This window comes from Robiginitalea biformata HTCC2501 (assembly GCF_000024125.1).
Taxonomy (GTDB): Bacteria; Bacteroidota; Bacteroidia; order Flavobacteriales; family Flavobacteriaceae; genus Robiginitalea; species Robiginitalea biformata.
Genome location: NC_013222.1, coordinates 387,062 through 407,974 on the forward strand (window position 1 = coordinate 387,062; position 20,913 = coordinate 407,974).

Genomic DNA, 20,913 nt, shown 5'->3' on the forward strand with positions numbered 1-20,913 from the left:
AAACCGACAACAACCAAAAATATACCCGCCATGCAATACGAGGCAACCAGTGCAGACGACTACATTTCCCAGCTGCCGGAGGAGCGCCGGGAACCCGTCTCCAGACTTCGGGAAACCATCCGGACCCACCTGCCGGAAGGATTTGAGGAATCCATCAGTTATGGGATGATCGGATACGTGGTGCCCCATGCCCGCTACCCGGATGGCTACCACTGCAACCCGGAACTCCCGTTGCCCTTTATGAGCCTCGCCAGCCAAAAGAACTACATCGCCGTCTACCACAGCGGGATCTACGCGGACCCCGAACTCAACCAGTGGTTCCTGGACCGGTACAGGGCCCTGGATATCGGAAAGCCGGATATGGGCAAGAGTTGTATCCGCTTCCGGAAACCCGATAAAATACCCTATGGGCTCATCGGGGAACTCTGTGAAAAAATGGAGGTGGAGGATTGGGTTCGCATGTACGAAAAAGCAATAAAAAAATAAATAAGAGCAATCATGGAGAAGCGAGTAACCGGCCTGGGAGGGTTTTTCTTTAAAACCAAAGACCCGGACCATATCAAGGAATGGTATAAAAAACATCTGGGGATTCCCACGGACAACTACGGGTGGACCTTCTGGTGGAAAGACGAGAACGGCAGGGATTGCAGTACCCAGTGGAGTCCCTTTAAAATGGACACAAAGTACTTTGAGCCAAGCGAAAAACCCTTTATGATGAATTTCCGGGTGGAAAACCTCCGCGAGCTCCTGGCCGCGTTACGGGAAGAAGGTGTACAGGTGGTGGGTGAGATAGAAGAATACGACTACGGGAAATTCGGCTGGATCCTGGACCCGGAAGGCAATAAAATAGAACTCTGGGAACCTGTGGATTCCGCATTTCTGGAATAAGGAATAATTTGCTACATTGGTGATACTAAAACCAACACCAATTACCATGTCAGACGAAAATAAAGATTTCGGGGATAAGGCCCGGGAAGCCGGCGAAGATGCAAAAAAAGCTGCCGGAGATTTTAAAAGCGAAGCCAAGAAAACCGCCGACGAATTCAAGGAAGGCCTCAACAGCGCCGGGGGGGAGAACAAAAAAATCCTGGCCGGGATACTCGCCATTGTGCTGGGCTCCCTGGGCGTGCATAAGTTTATCCTCGGATACCAGAAAGAGGGGATTATCCTCCTGGTGGTCACGGTCATCGGCATGGTGCTGACCTGTATCGGCGTGGGCATCTTTGTGGTTTGGGCCACCGGCCTGATCGGACTCATCGAGGGCGTCATCTACCTGACCAAAAGCGACGAGGAGTTCTACAATACCTACCAGGTGGGGAAAAAGCCCTGGTTTTAAGGGAAATCCGCACGGGTCCGGAGATAACCCCTTCTTTGGAAAAACGAAAAAAGCCGAAAAACACACTTCGGCTTTTATTTTTAATCTTATTATCGTAATATTGCGATATATAAATTGTAAAACATGGGCGTTTCCAAAACCCAACTCTTCGACCAGCGACAGAATGAAATTGCGCAGATTGCCCGGGTACTGGCTCATCCCGCACGGGTAGCCATCCTGCAGTACATCAGCCGGCAGGACTCCTGTATTTGCAGCGACCTGGTGGAAGAAACCGGCCTGGCCCAGGCCACCATCTCCCAGCACCTGTCGGAAATTAAAAAAGTCGGGTTGCTCCGGGGGAATTTTCAGGGAAGGAACCTCTGCTATTGCATCGATACCGACCGGTGGAATGAAATACAGGGGTTATTCGGGTCTTTTTTCACCCGAATCAGCAGCCAGTGCTGTTGACCCGCCCTGCGCATCAAATACCCGGCAGATCCCCGGCAAATCCCTGTTGATTCCCGCAAATCGAGCCACACAAAAACAGAAACAACAATTGAATCCAATACCCGAACCCATGAAAACTTCTGAATTCCTGAATCTCCTGGAAAGGCACCCGGAAAGGGAGCTGAATTTTGAATACGCCCCCGGGAAGCTGCTGCGGCCCGATTACCATATCACGGAAGTCAAGAATATCCGTGTCGACGCCACGGATTGCGGCGGACGCTCAGACGCGTGGACGGAAACCGTCATCCAGCTATGGGAAAGCCCTGTCCCGGAGCATACGGATCGCTCTATTACCGCACGGAAAGCCCTGGCCATCCTCTCCCGCGTCAACCGCAAGCAACCGCTGATGTTGGACAGCCCGGTAAAATTTGAATACGGCAACCGGCAATTCCACACCGCCCAGTTGCACGTTGCAGGGGAGGTGGTGGAAGGAGACCACCTGGTCCTCCGCCTCTCCCCGGAAGCCACCCAGTGCAAGGCGAGCGATATCTGCGGCACCCCGGAACCCGCCCCAGTTGCCGGGGCCCGGAATGGTTGCGACCCCGCGTCTGGTTGTTGCTGATAACCTGAAGGCCCCATGCAGATCCGAGACATGCAACCCGAGGACTGGCACGAGGTAGCCCGAATCTATGAAGAGGGGATCGCTACCGGGTATGCCACTTTTGAAACCCGGGTCCCGGCATATGAAGACTGGGACCGGGCACATCTCCCCTTTGGCCGTCTGGTAGCCGAAATCTCCGGACAGGTTGCGGGGTGGGCGGCTCTTTCTCCGGTCTCGGGCCGCTGCGTCTACGGCGGTGTGGCCGAGGTGAGCGTATATGTGAGTTCCGCCCAGAGGGGTAAGGGAACGGGAAAAGCGCTGCTCAGGAAGCTGATCGCCGAGAGTGAACAGCAGGGAATCTGGACCCTGCAATCCGGGATTTTCCCGCAAAACGCCGGGAGTATCCGCCTGCATGAAGCCGTCGGCTTCCGCCGGCTGGGTTACCGGGAAAAAATTGCCAAAAGGGACGGTATCTGGCAGGACAATATCCTGTTTGAACGCAGAAGCAAAACCGTCGGCACCGATTAAACATTTATTTCACCAAAACAAGCATTCTACACCCATGAAAAACATCCTTGTACTTTGCACCGGGAATTCCTGCAGGAGCCAGATGGCCCACGGATACCTGGAAGCCCTTCAGTCCGAGCCCGCCGCCCGCATCTATAGCGCCGGGGTGGAAACCCACGGGCTCAACCCGGACGCGGTCCGCTTTATGGCCGAAGACGGGATCGACATCTCGGGGCACACTTCCAACCATGTCGATGAATACGAAGGCATTGCCTGGGACTATATCATCACCGTGTGCGACCACGCGCGGGAGAACTGCCCGTTTATCCCGGCGCCCGGCGCCAAACGGCTGCACCAGAACTTTTCGGATCCGTCCAAAGTTACCGGTTCGGAAGCCGAGAAGCGGGAGGCCTTTATCGCTGCACGGGATCAGATCAAGGCGTATTGCCGGGATTTTATTGAGCGGGAGCTCCGCTAGCCTGTTCCCCGCCGGCCCCTTCGGCCAGGCGTCGCTCGAGTTCTGCCTGGAATTCCTCCATGACCGGCTTTACGGTGTCCTCGGGGAGGTCGGCGATCCGGATATACATCAAACCGTCTACCGAATTGTTGAATAGCGGGTCTACGTTGAAGGCCACCACCCGGGCATTCTGCTTGATGTACTTTTTGATCAGTACGGGCAGTCGGAGGCTGCCGGGTTCCACCTCCTCGATGAGCTTGTCGAACTTGTTCAGGTCGGACTCGGTTTCGTCAAAGACGAACTCCTTGTCCGCATCGTTGAGCTTTACCTTGAATTCCTTTTTCGGGCGGATATACTGCGCCACATAGGGGTCCCAGTAATGGGACTTCATAAATTCGATCATCAGGGATTTCGAGAAGTTCGAGAACTGGTTGCTGATGCTCACCCCGCCAATCAGGTACTGGTGTTCCGGGTGCCGGAGCGTGGTGTGCACTATGCCCTTCCACAACAGGAACAGCGGCATGGGTTTCTGCTGGTATTCCTTGACGATATAGGCGCGGCCCATTTCGATGGAACGGCTCATCATGCCGAATAGTTCGGGTTCAAACCGGAATAGGTCCTGCAGGTAGAACCCGTCGATGCCGTATTTCTCGAATATTTCCGACCCCATCCCCATCCGGTAGGCCCCGACGATTTTCTTCTCCTGGTCGTCCCAGAGGAAAAGGTGGTGGTAGTAGTCGTCAAAGCGGTCCAGGTCGATGGACTTGTTGGTCCCTTCCCCAATGGCCCGGAAGGTCACTTCCCGCTGCCGGCCAATCTCCTGCAGGATAAAAGGCATGTCCTTCTTCTGGGCGAGGAATACTTCGTAATTCCGGTTTTGCAGCAGGCGGCAGTTCTTTTCGCGCAGCTTCTCAATTTCCCCCTGGATCACTTCGCTCCGTACGGCATCGGCAATGCGACGGGGCGGCTTGGGGATTTTCAGGCTGCCGGGGATCTGGTCTATGAGTCGCTCCCGCTCATAGGCATTTGCCAGGAGGTAGGTCTTCCTCCTGAGCAGGTCCGAGAATTCCTCCAGGGTATCGTGTTCCTTTTGCACGGCAACCGAAATGGGGTGGCCAATCCGCACCTTGATGCTCCGGTTCCGCTGGGTGGTGAGTTCCGAAGGGAGTTTGGCGGTTCGGAAAATATCGTTGATCCGGGAGAGGTAATAAAACAACCGGCTGTTCCGGGCGTGGAAATAAATGGGGACTACCGGGACCTCGGCGCGGCGGATCAGCTTCAGGGCCGCTTCCTCCCAGGGCTTGTCCACGAAGTGCTGGCCTTCCTTGTAGGTGGAGACCTCCCCGGCAGGGAAAATGCCCAACGGGTGGCCACCCCCCAGATGTTCCATGGAGCGCTTGAAACCCGCCACCGAACTCTTGGCGTCCCGGTGGTTTTCAAAGGGGTTGACAGGCATGATAAACGGGGCCAGCGGTTCAATCCGCTGCAACAGGAAATTGGCGATGATCTTGTAGTCCTGCCGGTGCTGCAGCAGGAGTTTCAGCAAGAGCACCCCGTCAATCCCGCCCAGGGGGTGATTGCTGATTGTGATAAAAGCCCCTTCCTTAGGCAACCGTTTAATGTCCTCTTCGGGGATTTCAAAGTCGATTTCGTAGTGCTCGAGGATCCGTTCCAGGAACTCGGTACCCTCCAGGTGCCGGTGCCGCTTGTAAAAGCGGTTGATGCTGCTGATCCGCGTAATTTGCATCAGGACCCAGCCCATCAGGGTTCCGAGGAATCCATACCGGTCCAGGTTGATGGCCCGGGACACCTCCTTGGCAGTCACTAAACTCATAGGTTGCTGTTGCTATACAGGTAAAGATAGAAAATTGACCGGGGAGGACCCCTACAATCCGGGAATTTCGAAATGTCTGTGAAGGAATTACCGCCCCGCGGTCACTTCACCACCAACTGCACGGTTTCCTTGCTCCGCTGTTCCAGGAGTACCTCCCGGCCATTCTGCAAAGAGCGGATCGCCTCCGCATTGAAATGGCGGATGGTATAAAGGGATACGTTCTCGTGGTGGACCACCTTGAAGCGTCCCCGGAGCTGTTGGAGCAATTCGGGCAACCGGCCAAACTTGTTGTCGATGCACACGGAGAAACTGATGGCCGAATTCTGGATCATATCGACCTTCATCCGGTGGTCGTGGAGCAATTTGAACAGGTCGCCGATGCTGTCCTCCACAATAAAGGAAAAATCCAGGGAAGACAGCCGCATGAGTACCTGGTCCTTCTTGACGATAAAGCACGGGACCTCGGGTTCGATCCCCTTGCCGGAGCCCACCGTGGTCCCCGGGTCGGCCGGCTTCAGAAAGGACTTGACGTGCAGCGGGATTTCCTTTCGCTGCAGGGGTTGCAATGTCTTGGGGTGGATAACCGATGCCCCGTAAAACGCCAGCTCAATGGCCTCCCGGTAGGAGATCCGGTTCAGGAGGCTCGCCTGCTCAAAATAGCGCGGGTCCGCGTTGAGGACCCCGGGCACGTCCTTCCAGATGGTAACCGATTGGGCATTCAGGCAATAGGCGATAATGGCCGCCGTATAATCGGATCCCTCCCGGCCCAGGGTTGTGGTGAAGTTGTTCTCGTCACTCCCCAGGAACCCCTGGGTAATGAAGAGCTCTTTCCCCGGGGCCAGGGTGGCGATTGCCTCCTGGGTACGCTCCCACTGGACGTTGCCGTCCCGGTAATTCGAATCCGTTTTGATGTATTTGCGGATGTCCAGCCAGGTATTCGCGATGCCGCTATCCTCCAGGAAGGCGCTGACAATTACTGTGGAGAGCAGTTCCCCATAGCCGACGACCTGGTCGTAGACAAACCCGTATTTGGGCGACTTGTTCCAGGCGAGGAAACCTCGCACCTCTTCGAAGAGTCCGCGAAGCCTGTCGAAAACCGGGTGCCCTTCGGCCGGGAACAATTCCCCGGCGATACCGAGGTGATAGGCCACCACCTCATCCAGCGCAGCGGCCAGCGTGCCTTTGTCCTCAAAATAGGCGCGCACCACGGCTTCCATCGCGTTGGTGGTCTTTCCCATGGCGGATACCACCAGGAATGTCTTTTCCGTCCCCGTCTCGCTGAGCACCTTCAACACATTGCGGACTCCGTCCGCATCCTTTACCGAGGCACCCCCGAATTTAAATACTCGCATATTCCTTGAGATAAGCTTCAATCCCCGCCTCGTCCAATTGGACAACGTCCCAGTCCCTCAGGACCCGGGCTCCGCGGGCTTCATAAAAGTCAATTGCAGGTTCGTTCCAGTCCAGAACTTCCCAGCACACGCGCTTAACCCCCTGCCCGGAGGCGTACCGGATCACTTCGGTGAGCAGCGCACTGCCCACCCCCAGGCCGCGCGCCTCCTCGGTGACGATCAGGTCTTCCAGGTGGATGGCCGGGCCCTTCCACGTCGAATAACGGGGATAGATCAGGGCCATACCGACGATCCCGCCATCCCGTTCCGCAACAAAGCAGCGGAACTTCGGGTCGGGTCCGAAACCGTCCCGGAGCAGCTGCTGCTCGGTCACTTCAACGGCATCGGGTTCCCGTTCGTAAACGGCGAGCTCCCGAATCAACCGGTATACTTCTTTCATGTCCGCCTCCTCAGCGGGTCGTATGCTGGTTTCCATATCTGTTACAAATAAAACACAAAGTTATAAATCTTAAAAACGACTGATAAGCGAAAACGATATAGTTTCACAAAATAAACGATATTTGTGGGCACAACCACCTAATACGCCCGGATGCAGAGAAAAAACAAGACCCTCGGGGAGTTCATCATTGAGAACCAGCAGGAATTCCAGTATTCCACGGGCGAATTGTCCAAACTGATCAACGCGATCCGCCTTGCAGCCAAGGTGGTTAACCACGAGGTGAATAAGGCCGGGCTGGTGGACATCCTGGGAGCTGCCGGCGAAACGAATATCCAGGGTGAGAGCCAGCAGAAACTCGATGTGCTGGCCAATGAAAAATTCAAACAGACATTGCAGAACCGGGAGATCGTCTGCGGCATTGCCTCGGAGGAAGAAGACGATTTCATCACCATCAATTCCCAGGACGAACAGCACCAAAACAAATACGTCGTACTGATAGACCCCCTGGACGGCTCGTCAAATATCGACGTGAATGTGTCGGTGGGAACCATATTTTCGATCTACCGGCGGGTCACCCCCATCGGGTCGCCTGTGTCCCTGGAGGACTTTTTGCAACCCGGGGTGAACCAGGTAGCGGCCGGGTATATTATCTACGGCACCTCCACGATGCTCGTCTATACCACCGGGCACGGGGTAAACGGCTTTACCCTCAACCCGGCCATCGGCACGTTTTACCTCTCCCACCCCAACATGCAGTTTCCGGAAACGGGCCGTATCTACTCGGTCAACGAAGGGAATTACACGCACTTTCCGCAGGGGGTCAAAGACTATATCAAATACTGCCAGAAGGAAGAGGACGACCGGCCCTACACGTCCCGGTACATCGGTTCCCTGGTATCGGATTTCCACCGGAATATGATCAAGGGGGGCATCTACATCTACCCAAAGAGCAGTACGGCCTTCAACGGCAAACTCCGGTTGCTCTACGAATGCAACCCAATGGCTTACCTGGCCGAACAGGCCGGGGGCAGGGCATCGGACGGGTACCGCCGGATCCTGGAGATTACGCCTACAGAACTGCACCAGCGCGTGCCGTTTTTCTGCGGGAGCCGTAAAATGGTGGAGAAAGCCGAGTCCTTTATGGCGCAATACGCCTGAGCCCGGGGGTGAGAACGGGGCAGAGGAACGGCCATCGCAATTCTTCCGGCACTTTACTTCCGGCGCTCCATGAGCAGCAGGTAGTCTTCAAACGGAATCTGCCCGCTGAAAATTTCCGTAGAACTTTTAAGCACCTTGTCGGCCATTTCTGAGCTGAAGCCGATCCCGATAGCGTACTTGCGTACCAGATCCTCTTCTTCCGCGTCGATTCCGTGGTCCGAGAAGATGATCCGGAAGAAATCGTAGAGCCGCTCGTAGCGCTTCTTCATCTCGAAGGGGGCCTCAATCGGGTATTTGTTTTCCTTCTTCATCACCTCCTTATATTCGGCATCGGTGATATTGAGTTTCTGGGCAAAACGGTCCAGGATTTCCTTTTCCGCCGGGTTGACCGCTCCGTCAACGGCCGCCAGGGAGGCGATGGCTGCAAAGTGCGCCAGGTTGCGGCGTTTCTCGGAGTGGTTGTATAAATCTAAAATGGGCATGGTCTGCAATGCGTTTATCTCTGCAAATATATTTCTTTTCAAAGGATTTGCCCGCTTCCCCGAAGGGTTTTAACCCTTCATGGCGCAAAGATTTACAGGTCCCTTAGAAGGGGGTTTTACCATGGGTTCCCACGGGGGAAACACAACGGGTAATGCCGGCCAAATCGAAACGGACGCCAAACGTTCGGGGTCCTTCCTGTTCCCGGAATTCCGTACCTTCACACAGCTATGGAAAAACCGCTTCTGGAATTCACCGACAGGGGCATTTACTGCCCGCCTGCCGACGTCTACCTGGACCCCTGGAAACCCGTGGACCGCGCCCTGATTTCCCACGGCCATGCCGACCACAGCCGGCCCGGTCACGGCCGGTATATCACCCATCATAGAAACGTACCGATTATCCGCCACCGGCTGGGCGATATCCGCGTCAGTGGCCGGGAATGGGGGGAATCCTTTACCGTCAACGGCGTGCGCTTTAGTTTTCACCCGGCCGGACATATTATCGGATCGTCCCAGATTCGGGCGGAATACCAGGGGGAAGTCTGGGTGTTTTCGGGCGACTATAAAACCGAAGACGACGGCCTGGCCACGCCGTATGAACCTGTGCGTTGCCATAGTTTTATCACGGAATGCACATTTGGGTTGCCGGCGTTTAAATGGCGGCCGCAAGCGGAAGTACTGGGGGATATCAACGCCTGGTGGGCGCGGAACCGGGAAGGGGGGAAAACCTCCGTTTTGCTCGCCTATTCCCTGGGAAAAGCCCAACGACTCCTGGCTGGCCTGGACCCGGACATCGGCCGGATCTATACCCACGGGGCCATTGAAAATATGACGGAAGTACTGCGCCCGCTGGCCGGATTCCCGGAAACCACCCGGGTAACCGGGGAAACCACGAGGGAGGAACTCCGCGGCAACCTCGTTCTGGCCCCGCCCAGCGCCCATGGCAGTACCTGGATGCGGCGGATGGTGCCCTATGAGGTAGCCGCTGCCAGCGGCTGGATGGCTTTTCGGGGGGCAAGGCGCCGGCGTGCGGTAGACCAGGGTTTTGTCCTGAGCGACCACTGCGACTGGCAGGGGCTGCTTGATAGCATCCGGGCCACCGGGGCGGAGCGCGTCATCTGCACGCACGGATACGCCCATATTTTTTCGCGCTTCCTGGCCGAAAACGGGTACGACGCACGTACAGAGGAAACCCAATACGAGGGGGAAACCCCCGAAAACGACACGCAGGTAGTGACATGAGGGCATTTGCGGAACTCATACGGACCCTGGATGCCACCAACAAGACGAACGTCAAGGTGGATGCCCTGAGCAGCTACTTCGACAGCGCCCCGGGGCCGGATAAGGTCTGGACCATCGCCATCCTTTCGCACCGCCGCCCACCCCGTCCGGTCAATACCCGCCTGCTTCGGGAATGGGCGTCGGAACTGGCGGGCATCCCGCTCTGGCTATTCGAGGAGAGTTACCATATCGTGGGCGATCTGGCTGAGACTATCGCCCTGGTGATCCCGCAGTCGGGGAACCCGGATTCGGGAGCCCGTTCCCTGTCCGATTACCTGGAGGACATCGTGGCGCTCAGGGGCCGTGAAGAATCCGGAAAAAAAGCCTACCTCCAGGAAAACTGGCAAAAACTGGGGTTCTATGAGCGATTTGTCCTCACCAAATTCATGACGGGCGGCTTCCGGATCGGGATCAGCCAGAAACTCATGACCCGGGCCCTGTCGCAGGCCACGGGCATCGGGGAAGACCTGCTCGCCTTCCGGCTGATGGGCAATTGGGACCCGGCCAATACGAGTTTCCAAGAGTTGGTGTTGCAGGAGCAGCAGGCCGAAAATCAGTCCCGACCCTACCCCTTCTACCTGGCCTATCCGGTGGATGAGACGCCCGAAGACCTGGGGGATCCCTCGGCATGGCTGATGGAGCACAAATGGGATGGGATCCGGGCGCAACTCATTGTGCGCGGGGGGACCCATTTCCTCTGGAGTCGGGGCGAAGAGTTGATCACCGGGAGCTACCCGGAACTCGCGGACCTGGCGGAGGCCCTGCCCGACGGCACGGTCATCGACGGGGAGATACTGCCCTACCCCAAGGGACAGGTAGGAAGCTTCAACGACCTGCAAAAGCGACTGGGCCGTAAAAAAGTCACCAACGCCCTGCTTCAGAAGATTCCGGTAATCCTCAGGGCCTACGACCTGCTGGAATGGAAAGGCAAGGACATTCGGGACCTGCCCTATACGGAGCGCCGGGCCCTGCTCGACCCGCTGATCGAACCCCTGCAGGCAGACCCCAACTTGCCGGCAGACCTCTCGGCAACGCTGGAAATCAAGGACTGGGATGCGGCCCGGAAAGAACGCGGGCGGGCACGGGAACTCCGGAGCGAGGGGCTCATGCTCAAACGACGGGCATCGGCTTACGGCGTGGGAAGGAAAAAAGGGGATTGGTGGAAGTGGAAGGTAGACCCCTTCACGGTGGATGCCGTGCTCACCTATGCCATGCGCGGCCATGGACGGCGCAGCAACCTTTTTACGGATTACACCTTTGCGCTCTGGGCCGATACGGAAAACGGCCGCGAGCTGGTTACGTTTGCCAAGGCGTATTCCGGACTGACGGATGCCGAATTCCGGCAGGTGGATGCCTGGATCAAGCGGAATACCCTGGAGCGTTTTGGTCCGGTCCGTTCCGTGAAGCCCGAACACGTTTTTGAAATTGCCTTTGAGGGGATTGCCCGGTCCGGGCGGCATAAAAGCGGCTTTGCCACCCGTTTTCCGCGGATCGTCCGCTGGCGGAAAGACAAACCCATTTCCGAGGCAAACACGCTTGCGGAACTCGAAAACATGATCCCCTGAACCATGGCAGGCCCCAAGCACCCTACCGGGCAACCCCCGGATACCGACGCCCTGATGGCCATCGCCTCCGATTGGTTTAAACGGCAAGGCTGGGACCCATTCCCCTTCCAGCACAAGACCTGGGCCGCCTTTATGGAGGGCCGCCACGGCTTGTTGAACGCCCCCACCGGAAGCGGGAAAACCTACGCCCTCTGGTTCCCGATCCTCCTGGAGTATATGCGGCAGCACCCAAATTTCCGGGATGGGCACAAAAAAGGTCTCAAGGCCATCTGGATCACCCCGCTGCGCGCCCTGTCCCGGGAAATCCACCAATCGGCCGAACGAATCACCCGGGACCTCGACATCCCATTTGAGGTGGGGATACGGACCGGCGACACCTCCAGTGCCGAACGCGCCCGGCAACGCAAGATCCTCCCCGACCTGCTGATCACCACCCCGGAAAGCCTGCAGTTGCTCCTGGCCACCAAGGGCTATAAAAAGCTGTTCGCGGACTGCTATGCCATTGTCGTGGACGAGTGGCATGAACTGCTCGGCAGCAAACGAGGGGTACAGATGGAGCTGGCCCTCTCCCGCCTGAAAACCATTTGTCCTGCCCTGCGGATCTGGGGGATTTCCGCCACCATCGGCAACCTGGAACAGGCCCGGCAGGTGTTGCTCGGTCCGGAATCCGGCGCCCTGGAAAATTCCGTGCTGATCCGCGCGCAAATCGACAAGAAAATTACGGTCCGGAGTATTATCCCGGATACGATGGAGACCTTTCCCTGGCGGGGCCACCTAGGGCTCCACCTCCTGGAACACGTCATCCCGATTATCCGGAACAGCAAGACCACGCTGCTCTTTACCAATACCCGGGGCCAATGCGAGATCTGGTTCCGGGCCTTGCTGGAAAAACACCCGGAACTCGCCGGGGACATTGCCATGCACCACGGGAGCATCGACAAGGCCACCCGGAACTGGGTGGAACAGGCCATCCGGAACGAAAGCCTCCGCGCCGTGGTCTGCACCTCCAGCCTGGACCTGGGCGTGGATTTTGCACCCGTGGAGACCGTGGTGCAGATTGGCGGGCCCAAGGGGGTGGCCCGGTTTCTGCAGCGGGCCGGCCGGTCCGGGCATCGGCCGGGGAGGGAAAGCGTCATCTATTTCCTGCCCACCCACGCCATGGAACTCATCGAGGCCTCCGCCCTGCAACAGGCCGTTCGCAAGCAGGCCGTGGAAGACCGCATCCCGTACCTGGCCAGTTACGACGTCCTGGTCCAGTACCTGACTACCCTGGCCGTGTCGGATGGCTTCCTGCCGGAGGAAATCTACCGGGAGGTGACCGGAACGTTCTGCTACCAGGCCATGAGCCGGGAAGACTGGGAATGGCTGCTGAACTTCCTGGTGATGGGGAGCCAGAGCCTGGCCAGTTACGACGAATACAAAAAGGTGGAGGTACTGCCCGACGGGTTGTTCAAGGTTACCAACCGGGGCGTCGCCATGCGGCACCGGTTTCAGATCGGCACGATTGTGGGGGACGCGCACATGACTGTAAAATACCAGAAAGGCGGGTACATCGGGACGATCGAGGAGTGGTTTATCTCCAAACTCAACCCCGGCGACGTCTTTACTTTTGCAGGGCGCAACCTGGAATTTATCCGGATCCGGGACATGGTGGCCCAGGTGCGGAATTCCAGCAGGAAAACCTCTAAGGTGCCCAGCTGGATGGGCGGGCGATTGACCCTGTCGAGCGAGATGTCCGAACTGCTCCGGGAAGAACTCTATTCGCACCGCCGGCCGGCCGGGGAGCAATCCCGGGAAATCCGATCCCTGGACGCACTCTTTAAACGGCAGCAACTCGAGAGTATCGTCCCGGGGCCGGACCAGTTCCTGATTGAAACCTTCCAAAGCCGGGAGGGGTACCACCACCTGTTCTACCCCTTTGAAGGACGGTTTGTACACGAGGCCATGGCGAGCTTGCTCAGTTACCGCATCAGCCTGCTGTCCCCGATCACCTTTTCCCTGGCCTACAACGACTACGGCTTTGAGCTCCTGTCCGACCGGGAACTGAATATCGGGGTGATCCTGGACAACGACTTGTTCAGCCCGGAATACCTGCTGGACGACTTGCAGAAAAGCCTGAACGCCACTGAAATGGCCCGGCGGAAATTTCGCGACATCGCTGTGATCAGTGGCCTGGTGTTTACGGGTTACCCGAAAAAGGGGATCAAGATGAAGCACCTGCAGAGCAATTCCCAATTGCTCTTTGAGGTGTTCCGCGACTACGAACCGGACCACCTGCTCTTCCGGCAGGCTTTCCGGGAGACCTTTGAGCACCAATTGGAAGAAGGACGCCTGCGAAAAGCCCTGGAACGGATCTCCCGGCAGGAAATCCTCTGGAAGGCCTGCGAAAAATACACGCCGTTTTCCTTCCCGATTATCACGGACCGGCTGCGGGAAAAGCTCTCCAGTGAAAAACTCGCCGACCGCATCCGCCGGATGACACGGATCCTGACCCGCGGAGGTCGCTGAGATTCGGTATCTTTGACCAGATGACGCACTCCCTGGAACTCGCCGGCGAATCTGTGGTATTCCACCCCTGGGGCGGCCTGTTCTGGCCAGCCGCCTCCACGCTGTTGCTCAGCGACCTGCACCTGGGGAAGGTGATGCATTTCCGCAAACACGGGGCTGCCGTACCCCGCGCTGCGATCCGTCGAAATTTCGATAGGCTTGAGGCCATCCGCAGGCATTTTGAGCCCCGGACGCTCTGTTTTCTGGGCGACCTCTTCCATTCGCATATCAACCGCGAATGGCAGCTGTTTTCCGATTGGGCCGGGGCGTGCACTTCCCGGATGCAACTGGTGGTCGGCAACCACGACGTTATTTCCCCCCTGCGCTACGAGGCCCTGGGCATTGAATTGTACGACTCCCTGGAAGCCGGGCCGTTTACCCTGACCCACCACCCGGAGGCAGCCGCGGGCCGGTTTAATATTGCAGGACACATCCATCCGGCGGTCCGGTTGGGTGGCGCGGGGCGGCAGACGCTTCGCCTGCCCTGCTTCCACCTGAAAACCAACCAACTGATCCTCCCGGCATTCGGGGCGTTTACCGGCACCCATGCCCTGGACCCGGAACCGGGCGACCGGTTTTTTGCCCTGACCGGGGATGCAGTGGTTCCCCTGGAGGCCGCTATTTCCGGTACCCCAACTAAAAGCAGCAAGTCATGAACAAGACCTGGTCGTACCTGAACCTTTTATCCGCGATGCTGGTCCTGGCAGTCAACGGGATATCCCAATCCGGTATGTGGCCCTATCCGGCTGTCGGGGAAATCAGCCGGAAATACGATACGCTCTTCACCCCGGCAGGATATGCCTTTGCCATCTGGGGTCTTATTTTTATCGGGTTGCTGGCCTTTGCGATCTACGGTATCTACCGGAGTTCCCGCTACGATCGGGACAACGAATTTATCGCCCGTTCCGCCCCCTGGTTTATCGGGGCAAACCTCCTGAATGCCGCCTGGGTGGTGGTCTTTACCAGGGAGTGGATCGGCATGTCCCTGCTGGTGATCGTTGGGTTGCTGGCCTGCCTGGCCGCAATCATCCGCAGGCTAAATATGGAGCGGTGGGACGCCCCGATTGGCACCATCGCCTTTGTCTGGTGGCCCATCTGTTTCTATTCCGGTTGGGTTTCGGTTGCGGTTATCGCCAATGCCGCCCTCTACCTGGAATACCTCGGGTGGGACGGCTGGGGGATCGGTCCTGTTCAATGGGCCCTGGCCCTGGTCCTGGTGGCATTTGCCCTCAACGTATTTATGGTATTGAGCCGAAACATGCGGGAATTTGCCCTGGTCGGTATCTGGGCCCTGGCTGCCATCGCCTTCCGCCACCAGGAGTCTTCCGGGCCGCTTTTTTACGTGCCCCTGGCCGGCGCCGCCCTGCTCCTGCTGCTCGTCGGGTGGCACGGCTACCGAAACCGCAGGACCAATCCGATGCGGAAGTTTCAGGAGCGCTTTACCCACGGCGATCCCGAAAAATCGTGAAACCCGCACCAAAAATTGCCCACTTGCTGGCATCCCCCTATTTTTGCACAAAATTTTGCCTTTGAATCTGGAAACGATCCGGGAAAAATTCCAACAGGCCCCTTTTTTCAGGGATCTGCAGGACGCTATTGCCCAACCCGCCGCAACGGTGTCCCTGGACGGGCTCACCGGATCTTCCCTCTCGTTTGTCGTTGCGGAAACCTTTAAAGCACAGGTCTGCCCCATGCTCGTCCTGCTGGGCGATAAGGAAGAAGCCGCCTATGTGCTGAACGACCTGGAGGAACTGCTGGGCCGGGACAATGTGCTTTTTTACCCGGGCAGCTACCGCAGACCCTACGAGATTGAGGAAACCGATAACGCCAACGTACTGTTGCGGGCGGAAGTGCTCAGCCGTATCAGTTCCCGCAAGAAGCCGGCCCTGATTGTCAGTTACCCGGATGCGCTGTTCGAGAAGGTGGTTACCCGGAAAGAACTCAGCCGCAATACGCTGAAAGTCCGGGTGGGCGACAACCTCTCCCTCGACTTTTTGAACGAAACGCTCTTTGAGTACCATTTCAAGCGGGTCGATTTTGTAACCGAGCCGGGCGAATTTTCGGTGCGGGGAGGCATCGTGGACGTATTCTCCTTCTCCCATGACGAACCCTACCGCCTGGAATTCTTCGGGGACGAAATCGACAGCATCCGGAGCTTTGACGTGGAAACCCAGTTATCGACGGACAAACACAAGAAGATTACCCTGGTACCCAATGTTGCCGACAAGATACTGCACGAGGCCCGGGAGAGTTTCCTCAAATACATATCGGACCGGACCCTGCTGTTTATCAAGCAGCCCGAACTTTGTTTTGCCCAGCTGGACAAGCTTTTTAAGAAAGCCGGGGAAGCCTTTACAAAACTGGAGGGCGAACTGGCCCATGCCGAACCGGGAGCGCTCTTCCTGGACGGGCGGTCGTTTCGGGAGGAGCTCGGCGGGTTCCGCACGGTGGCCCTGGACGGGAAATCCGGCGAAACCGGAACGGCCGGTACAGCGCTTCGCGTCCGGGTCATGCCCCAACCCGCCTTTAATAAGCAATTTGAACTGCTTCGGGACACCCTGGCGGAAAACGCAGAAAAGGGAATGCAGAACTTCCTGTTCTGCTCCTCCCAACAACAGGCCAACCGCTTCCGGGATATCTTTGAAGAGATCGGCCGGGATGTCCCCTATTCCACCATTGTCCGGCCGCTTTACCGGGGTTTCCAGTCCGAGGAACTCGGCCTCAGCTGCTACACGGACCACCAGTTGTTTGAGCGCTACCACCGCTTCCACTTGCGCAACGGGTACGCCAAGAAGCAGGCAATTACCCTGAAGGAACTCAACAAACTCGAAATCGGCGATTACGTCACCCACATCGACCACGGGATCGGCAAATTCGGAGGGCTGCAGAAAATCGATGTGGAAGGCCGGCAGCAGGAGGCCATCAAACTGATCTACGGCGACCGGGACATCCTCTATGTCAGCATCCACTCCCTGCATAAAATCGCCAAATACAACGGCAAGGACGGGACCGTGCCGAAGATCTACAAACTCGGGTCGGCTGCCTGGAAGAAACTCAAGGCGAAAACCAAGTCGCGCGTCAAGAAAATCGCCTTCGACCTCATCCAGGTCTATGCGAAGCGACGGATGAAAAAAGGATTCAGCCACGCCCCCGACAGCTATCTCCAGCACGAACTGGAGGCCTCTTTTGTCTATGAGGACACCCCGGACCAGAGTACCGCCACCGAAGCCGTGAAGGCAGATATGGAAAGTGAACGCCCCATGGACCGGCTGATTTGCGGGGATGTGGGATTCGGAAAAACCGAGGTGGCCATCCGGGCCGCCTTCAAGGCGGTGGATAACGGGAAGCAGGTGGCCGTCCTGGTGCCGACGACCATCCTGGCCTTCCAGCACTTCCGCACCTTCGGGGAACGGCTCGCCGAGATGCCGGTAACCGTCGATTACCTCAACCGGTTCCGAAGTGCAAAGGAGCGGCGCACGCTGTTGGAGAACCTGAAATCCGGGAAACTCGATATCGTGATTGGCACGCATCAACTGGTGGGCAAACAGGTGGAATTCAAGGACCTGGGCTTATTGATTGTGGACGAGGAACAAAAATTCGGCGTCTCGGTCAAGGACAAACTCAAGAGCCTGAAGGAACATATCGACGTGCTGACCCTTACGGCAACCCCCATCCCGCGCACGCTTCAGTTCAGCCTGATGGCCGCCCGCGACCTTTCCGTCATCAACACGCCGCCCCCAAACCGCTACCCGATCGAAAGCCGGGTGGTCCGATTTGGCGAGGAGGTAATCCGCGATGCCATCCGATATGAGATCCAGCGCGGCGGGCAGGTCTTTTTTGTCCATAACCGGATCGAGAATATTGCAGAAGTGGCCGGGCTCATCCAGCGCCTGGTCCCGGATGCCCGCGTCGGCATCGGCCACGGCCAGATGGAGGGGAAAAAGCTGGAGAAGCTCATGCTCGATTTTATGAACGGCGAATTCGACGTACTGGTTTCCACGACGATCATCGAGAGCGGCCTGGACGTAACCAATGCGAATACGATACTGATCAATAACGCGAATAATTTCGGCCTGAGCGACCTGCACCAGATGCGCGGCCGGGTGGGGCGGAGCAACAAAAAGGCCTTTTGCTATTTTATCACGCCCCCCTACCACGTGATGACAGCGGAGGCGCGCAAGCGAATGGAAGCCCTGGAGCAATATACCGAGCTGGGCAGCGGCTTCAACATCGCGATGAAAGACCTTGAAATCCGCGGGGCGGGCGATTTGCTGGGAGGCGAACAGAGCGGGTTTATCAATGAAATCGGCTTTGAGACCTACCAGAAAATCCTGGCCGAAGCCATTGACGAACTCAAGGATAACGAATTCAAGGACCTCTACCGGGAAACGGAAGGCCCCCGGCAGCAATACGTCCGGGACTGCCAGATCGACACGGATTTTGAGCTCCTCTTCCCGGACGATTACATCAATAGCGTTTCGGAACGGCTCAGCCTGTATACCGAATTGAACGATACGGACAATGAGGAGGATCTGGCCGCATTCCGGAGGAAACTGGAAGACCGTTTTGGCCCGCTGCCGGAACCCGCGTCCGACCTGCTGGAATCCGTCCGGCTGAAGTGGATGGCGACCGCCCTGGGGCTGGAAAAAATCGTGATGAAAAAAGGGAAACTGATTGGTTACTTCATCGCCGACCAACAATCGGAATTCTACCAAAGCGCCGTCTTCAAACGGATGCTGCAATACGTGCAATCCCACCCCGGGAGTGGCCGCCTGAAAGAAAAGCAAACCCGCAACGGGCTGCGGCTGCTGCTGGTTTTTGAACGGGTGACCTCCATCGGGAAAGCCCTTGGGGCCCTGGAACCCATTGCCGGTTCGCGCGTACCCCAGGCCTGATTTGCCGCCCGCGCCAATTCCCGTGATGAATGGTTATCTTTAGGTCTGTGAACGCACGCATCTAAACCGAATTCCATCAACCGAAAACAGATACGGATTACCCTATGAAACGACTCTTCCTTCTCCTCGTCCTCTGCCTGCTCGCCCTTCCCGCCCACAGCAGCGAACCCATCGACTCCGTTTACCTCCGCCAGCACTACGACCTGGCCGAATACCACATCCCCATGCGGGATGGGGTGGAACTGTTTACGGTGGTCTACACGCCGAAAGACCAAAGCCGGACCTATCCGATCCTGCTTAACCGCACCTGTTATAACGCCTCGAATTACTCCAATTACCAGGTGAACCGCTACCCTTCGGATTACCTGGTCCGGGACGGGTATATCCTGGCCTACCAGGATGTGCGGGGCCGGTACATGAGCGACGGCACCTTCGACAATATGACCCCGAATATCCCGGGAAACGACCCGGACGACCCGACTGCCATCGACGAAAGTTCGGATACCTACGACACCATTGAATGGCTGATAAACAACATCGGCAACAACAACGGACGCGTGGGCATGTACGGGGTGTCCTATCCGGGTTTTTACACGGCTGCCGCCCTCCCGGATGCCCACCCGGCCCTGAAAGCTTCCTCCCCTCAGGCGCCGATCTCGGATTTCTGGTTCGACGATTTCCACCACCAGGGGGCCTACCTCCAAAGCTATACGGCGGCCTTTGCCGTGTTCGGATACCAGAAGGAAGAACGGACCCGGGAACCCTGGTACCGGGACAAGATCATGCGTTTTTACGGGGAGCCGGCCAGCGACGGGTACGATTTTTACCTGCGAAAAGGCCCGTTAAAAAATATCACCGAACAATTCCACCACGATAATTTCTTCTGGGAACAAATCGTGGAACACCCGAATTACGACGACTTCTGGCAAAAACGGAATATCCTGCCCCACCTGCGCGGGATCGACCATGCGGTGATGACCGTCGGGGGGTGGTTCGACGCCGAGGACCTGTACGGGCCGCTGAATATCTACAAAACCATCGAGGCCCACAACCCGCAAGCGAAGAACACCCTGGTGATGGGACCCTGGGACCACGGGGGCTGGACGCGGGAGCGCGGGCAGACCACCCATAACCACATCTATTTCGGCGACAGCATTTCCACGCACTATCAAAAGGAAATCGAACGGCAATTCTTCAACTACCACCTCAAGGACGAGGGCACCCTGACCCTCCCCGAGGCCTATATGTTCGATACGGGCACCAAGCAGTGGAGGAGCTTTGATCAGTGGCCCCCGAAAGACGTGGCGCCGCTCTCCCTGTATTTCGGGGAAAACGGGACGCTTTCCCTGGACAGCCCAACGGACCCCGATGCCGTGTTCTCCTATACCAGCGACCCGGACAAGCCGGTTCCGTATACCTCCCAGACCGAGGGGCTCACCTTTACGCCCCGCCGGTTCATGAGCGACGACCAGCGGTTTGCCTCCCGCAGGCCCGATGTGCTCACCTTTGAGACTGAGCCCCTGGAGGACCCGCGGACCATCGCCGGGGAAATCCTGGCCAAACTACAGGTATCCATGACGGGCAGCGATGCGGATTTTGTGGTGAAACTCATCGACGTGTATCCCCAGGACCACGAAAACTACGAGCACAACCCGGGAAACATCGTCATGGGCGGGTACCAGCAACTCGTTCGTTCCGAGGTATTCCGCGGCAGGTTCCGCAACAGTTTTGAACACCCGGAGCCCTTTGTGCCCGGGGAGGTATCCGAGGTAAATTTCCGGTTGCAGGATGTGCTGCACACCTTTAAGGAGGGCCACCGGATCATGATACAGATTCACAGTACCTGGTTTCCCTATATCGACCGGAACCCACAGAAATATGTGGACAACATCTACAAGGCCGACGAGGAGGATTTTATCAAATCCACCATCAGCGTCCACGGGAGCTCGGTGATTGAAGCGGGCGGCAAGGTGGGCGAAGCCGGCCCGGTGGAAGTCCGTTTCGAATCGTTTATACGCGATTAAATCGCGACC

19 protein-coding genes are annotated in these 20,913 nt (G+C 57.3%); 15 read left to right on the forward strand and 4 right to left on the reverse strand.

Annotated elements, in window-relative coordinates; translation table 11 throughout:
• The first annotated feature begins 30 nt into the window (after positions 1-30).
• The 7 genes from RB2501_RS01725 (at position 31) to RB2501_RS01755 (ending at position 3,348) form a co-directional block, all read left to right on the forward strand.
• A complete protein-coding gene (locus tag RB2501_RS01725; protein WP_015752992.1) occupies positions 31-486 on the forward strand; it encodes a DUF1801 domain-containing protein in 456 nt (151 codons plus the stop codon).
• A 12-nt stretch (positions 487-498) separates the two neighbouring features.
• Positions 499-888: a VOC family protein gene (locus RB2501_RS01730; RefSeq protein ID WP_015752993.1), complete on the forward strand. Its 390-nt coding sequence runs from the start codon at positions 499-501 to the stop codon at positions 886-888.
• Positions 889-934: 46 nt separating this feature from the next.
• Entirely contained in the window at positions 935-1,336 is a 402-nt protein-coding gene (locus tag RB2501_RS01735; protein ID WP_015752994.1) for a TM2 domain-containing protein, read from the forward strand.
• A gap of 123 nt (positions 1,337-1,459) precedes the next feature.
• On the forward strand, positions 1,460-1,783 hold the full coding sequence (locus tag RB2501_RS01740) for an ArsR/SmtB family transcription factor (protein ID WP_015752995.1): 324 nt from the start codon (positions 1,460-1,462) through the stop codon (positions 1,781-1,783).
• Between the two features lie 109 nt (positions 1,784-1,892).
• On the forward strand, positions 1,893-2,384 hold the full coding sequence (locus RB2501_RS01745) for a DUF6428 family protein (RefSeq protein ID WP_015752996.1): 492 nt from the start codon (positions 1,893-1,895) through the stop codon (positions 2,382-2,384).
• 15 nt (positions 2,385-2,399) lie between these two features.
• A complete protein-coding gene (locus RB2501_RS01750; RefSeq protein ID WP_015752997.1) occupies positions 2,400-2,891 on the forward strand; it encodes a GNAT family N-acetyltransferase in 492 nt (163 codons plus the stop codon).
• 34 nt (positions 2,892-2,925) lie between these two features.
• Complete coding sequence (locus RB2501_RS01755; RefSeq protein ID WP_015752998.1) at positions 2,926-3,348, forward strand: arsenate reductase ArsC; 423 nt, start codon at positions 2,926-2,928, stop codon at positions 3,346-3,348.
• Here RB2501_RS01755 and RB2501_RS01760 read toward each other — a convergent pair.
• The 3 genes from RB2501_RS01760 to RB2501_RS01770 form a co-directional block, all read right to left on the reverse strand.
• Positions 3,326-5,161, reverse strand: a complete 1,836-nt coding sequence (locus tag RB2501_RS01760) for a GNAT family N-acyltransferase (protein WP_015752999.1) — start codon at positions 5,159-5,161, stop codon at positions 3,326-3,328. The two genes, RB2501_RS01755 and RB2501_RS01760, sit on opposite strands and share 23 nt — an antisense overlap.
• A gap of 101 nt (positions 5,162-5,262) precedes the next feature.
• Positions 5,263-6,513 (reverse strand): aspartate kinase, encoded by a 1,251-nt coding sequence (locus RB2501_RS01765; RefSeq protein WP_015753000.1) that lies wholly within the window; start codon positions 6,511-6,513, stop codon positions 5,263-5,265.
• On the reverse strand, positions 6,500-6,988 hold the full coding sequence (locus RB2501_RS01770; protein WP_015753001.1) for a GNAT family N-acetyltransferase: 489 nt from the start codon (positions 6,986-6,988) through the stop codon (positions 6,500-6,502). Before RB2501_RS01770 ends, RB2501_RS01765 begins: the two co-directional genes overlap by 14 nt.
• Before the next feature lie 114 nt (positions 6,989-7,102).
• Here RB2501_RS01770 and fbp point away from each other — a divergent pair, with 114 nt between their 5' ends.
• Complete coding sequence (gene fbp / locus RB2501_RS01775) at positions 7,103-8,110, forward strand: class 1 fructose-bisphosphatase (protein ID WP_015753002.1); 1,008 nt, start codon at positions 7,103-7,105, stop codon at positions 8,108-8,110.
• A 53-nt stretch (positions 8,111-8,163) separates the two neighbouring features.
• Here fbp and RB2501_RS01780 read toward each other — a convergent pair whose 3' ends face one another.
• A complete protein-coding gene (locus RB2501_RS01780; protein WP_015753003.1) occupies positions 8,164-8,592 on the reverse strand; it encodes a TerB family tellurite resistance protein in 429 nt (142 codons plus the stop codon).
• Between the two features lie 228 nt (positions 8,593-8,820).
• Between RB2501_RS01780 and RB2501_RS01785 the strand changes: the two genes are divergently transcribed.
• From RB2501_RS01785 to RB2501_RS01815, 7 genes are all read left to right on the forward strand, one after another.
• Complete coding sequence (locus tag RB2501_RS01785; protein WP_015753004.1) at positions 8,821-9,834, forward strand: ligase-associated DNA damage response exonuclease; 1,014 nt, start codon at positions 8,821-8,823, stop codon at positions 9,832-9,834.
• Complete coding sequence (locus tag RB2501_RS01790) at positions 9,831-11,438, forward strand: ATP-dependent DNA ligase (protein ID WP_015753005.1); 1,608 nt, start codon at positions 9,831-9,833, stop codon at positions 11,436-11,438. The genes RB2501_RS01785 and RB2501_RS01790 overlap by 4 nt, the downstream gene beginning before the upstream one ends.
• Before the next feature lie 3 nt (positions 11,439-11,441).
• Positions 11,442-13,946 carry a ligase-associated DNA damage response DEXH box helicase gene (locus RB2501_RS01795; protein ID WP_015753006.1) on the forward strand — a complete coding sequence of 835 codons (2,505 nt, stop codon included), beginning with the start codon at positions 11,442-11,444 and terminating at the stop codon, positions 13,944-13,946.
• Positions 13,947-13,966: 20 nt separating this feature from the next.
• Positions 13,967-14,641: a ligase-associated DNA damage response endonuclease PdeM gene (pdeM, locus tag RB2501_RS01800; RefSeq protein ID WP_015753007.1), complete on the forward strand. Its 675-nt coding sequence runs from the start codon at positions 13,967-13,969 to the stop codon at positions 14,639-14,641.
• Positions 14,638-15,453 (forward strand): TspO/MBR family protein, encoded by an 816-nt coding sequence (locus RB2501_RS01805; protein WP_015753008.1) that lies wholly within the window; start codon positions 14,638-14,640, stop codon positions 15,451-15,453. Before pdeM ends, RB2501_RS01805 begins: the two co-directional genes overlap by 4 nt.
• Before the next feature lie 61 nt (positions 15,454-15,514).
• The gene (gene mfd / locus RB2501_RS01810; RefSeq protein WP_015753009.1) at positions 15,515-18,880 is read left to right on the forward strand and encodes a transcription-repair coupling factor; all 3,366 of its coding nucleotides are present in this window, start codon (positions 15,515-15,517) and stop codon (positions 18,878-18,880) included.
• Between the two features lie 104 nt (positions 18,881-18,984).
• A complete protein-coding gene (locus tag RB2501_RS01815; RefSeq protein WP_015753010.1) occupies positions 18,985-20,904 on the forward strand; it encodes a CocE/NonD family hydrolase in 1,920 nt (639 codons plus the stop codon).
• The last annotated feature ends 9 nt before the right edge of the window (positions 20,905-20,913 follow it).

What these genes read in the sequence shown, in the direction of transcription:
- RB2501_RS01725 (WP_015752992.1), top strand. Translation starts at nt 31, where the DNA reads ATGCAATACGAGGCAACCAGTGCAGACGACTACATTTCCCAGCTGCCG.
- RB2501_RS01730 (WP_015752993.1), top strand. Translation starts at nt 499, where the DNA reads ATGGAGAAGCGAGTAACCGGCCTGGGAGGGTTTTTCTTTAAAACCAAA.
- RB2501_RS01735 (WP_015752994.1), top strand. Translation starts at nt 935, where the DNA reads ATGTCAGACGAAAATAAAGATTTCGGGGATAAGGCCCGGGAAGCCGGC.
- RB2501_RS01740 (WP_015752995.1), top strand. Translation starts at nt 1,460, where the DNA reads ATGGGCGTTTCCAAAACCCAACTCTTCGACCAGCGACAGAATGAAATT.
- RB2501_RS01745 (WP_015752996.1), top strand. Translation starts at nt 1,893, where the DNA reads ATGAAAACTTCTGAATTCCTGAATCTCCTGGAAAGGCACCCGGAAAGG.
- RB2501_RS01750 (WP_015752997.1), top strand. Translation starts at nt 2,400, where the DNA reads ATGCAGATCCGAGACATGCAACCCGAGGACTGGCACGAGGTAGCCCGA.
- RB2501_RS01755 (WP_015752998.1), top strand. Translation starts at nt 2,926, where the DNA reads ATGAAAAACATCCTTGTACTTTGCACCGGGAATTCCTGCAGGAGCCAG.
- RB2501_RS01760 (WP_015752999.1), bottom strand. Translation starts at nt 5,161, where the DNA reads ATGAGTTTAGTGACTGCCAAGGAGGTGTCCCGGGCCATCAACCTGGAC.
- RB2501_RS01765 (WP_015753000.1), bottom strand. Translation starts at nt 6,513, where the DNA reads ATGCGAGTATTTAAATTCGGGGGTGCCTCGGTAAAGGATGCGGACGGA.
- RB2501_RS01770 (WP_015753001.1), bottom strand. Translation starts at nt 6,988, where the DNA reads ATGGAAACCAGCATACGACCCGCTGAGGAGGCGGACATGAAAGAAGTA.
- fbp (WP_015753002.1), top strand. Translation starts at nt 7,103, where the DNA reads ATGCAGAGAAAAAACAAGACCCTCGGGGAGTTCATCATTGAGAACCAG.
- RB2501_RS01780 (WP_015753003.1), bottom strand. Translation starts at nt 8,592, where the DNA reads ATGCCCATTTTAGATTTATACAACCACTCCGAGAAACGCCGCAACCTG.
- RB2501_RS01785 (WP_015753004.1), top strand. Translation starts at nt 8,821, where the DNA reads ATGGAAAAACCGCTTCTGGAATTCACCGACAGGGGCATTTACTGCCCG.
- RB2501_RS01790 (WP_015753005.1), top strand. Translation starts at nt 9,831, where the DNA reads ATGAGGGCATTTGCGGAACTCATACGGACCCTGGATGCCACCAACAAG.
- RB2501_RS01795 (WP_015753006.1), top strand. Translation starts at nt 11,442, where the DNA reads ATGGCAGGCCCCAAGCACCCTACCGGGCAACCCCCGGATACCGACGCC.
- pdeM (WP_015753007.1), top strand. Translation starts at nt 13,967, where the DNA reads ATGACGCACTCCCTGGAACTCGCCGGCGAATCTGTGGTATTCCACCCC.
- RB2501_RS01805 (WP_015753008.1), top strand. Translation starts at nt 14,638, where the DNA reads ATGAACAAGACCTGGTCGTACCTGAACCTTTTATCCGCGATGCTGGTC.
- RB2501_RS01815 (WP_015753010.1), top strand. Translation starts at nt 18,985, where the DNA reads ATGAAACGACTCTTCCTTCTCCTCGTCCTCTGCCTGCTCGCCCTTCCC.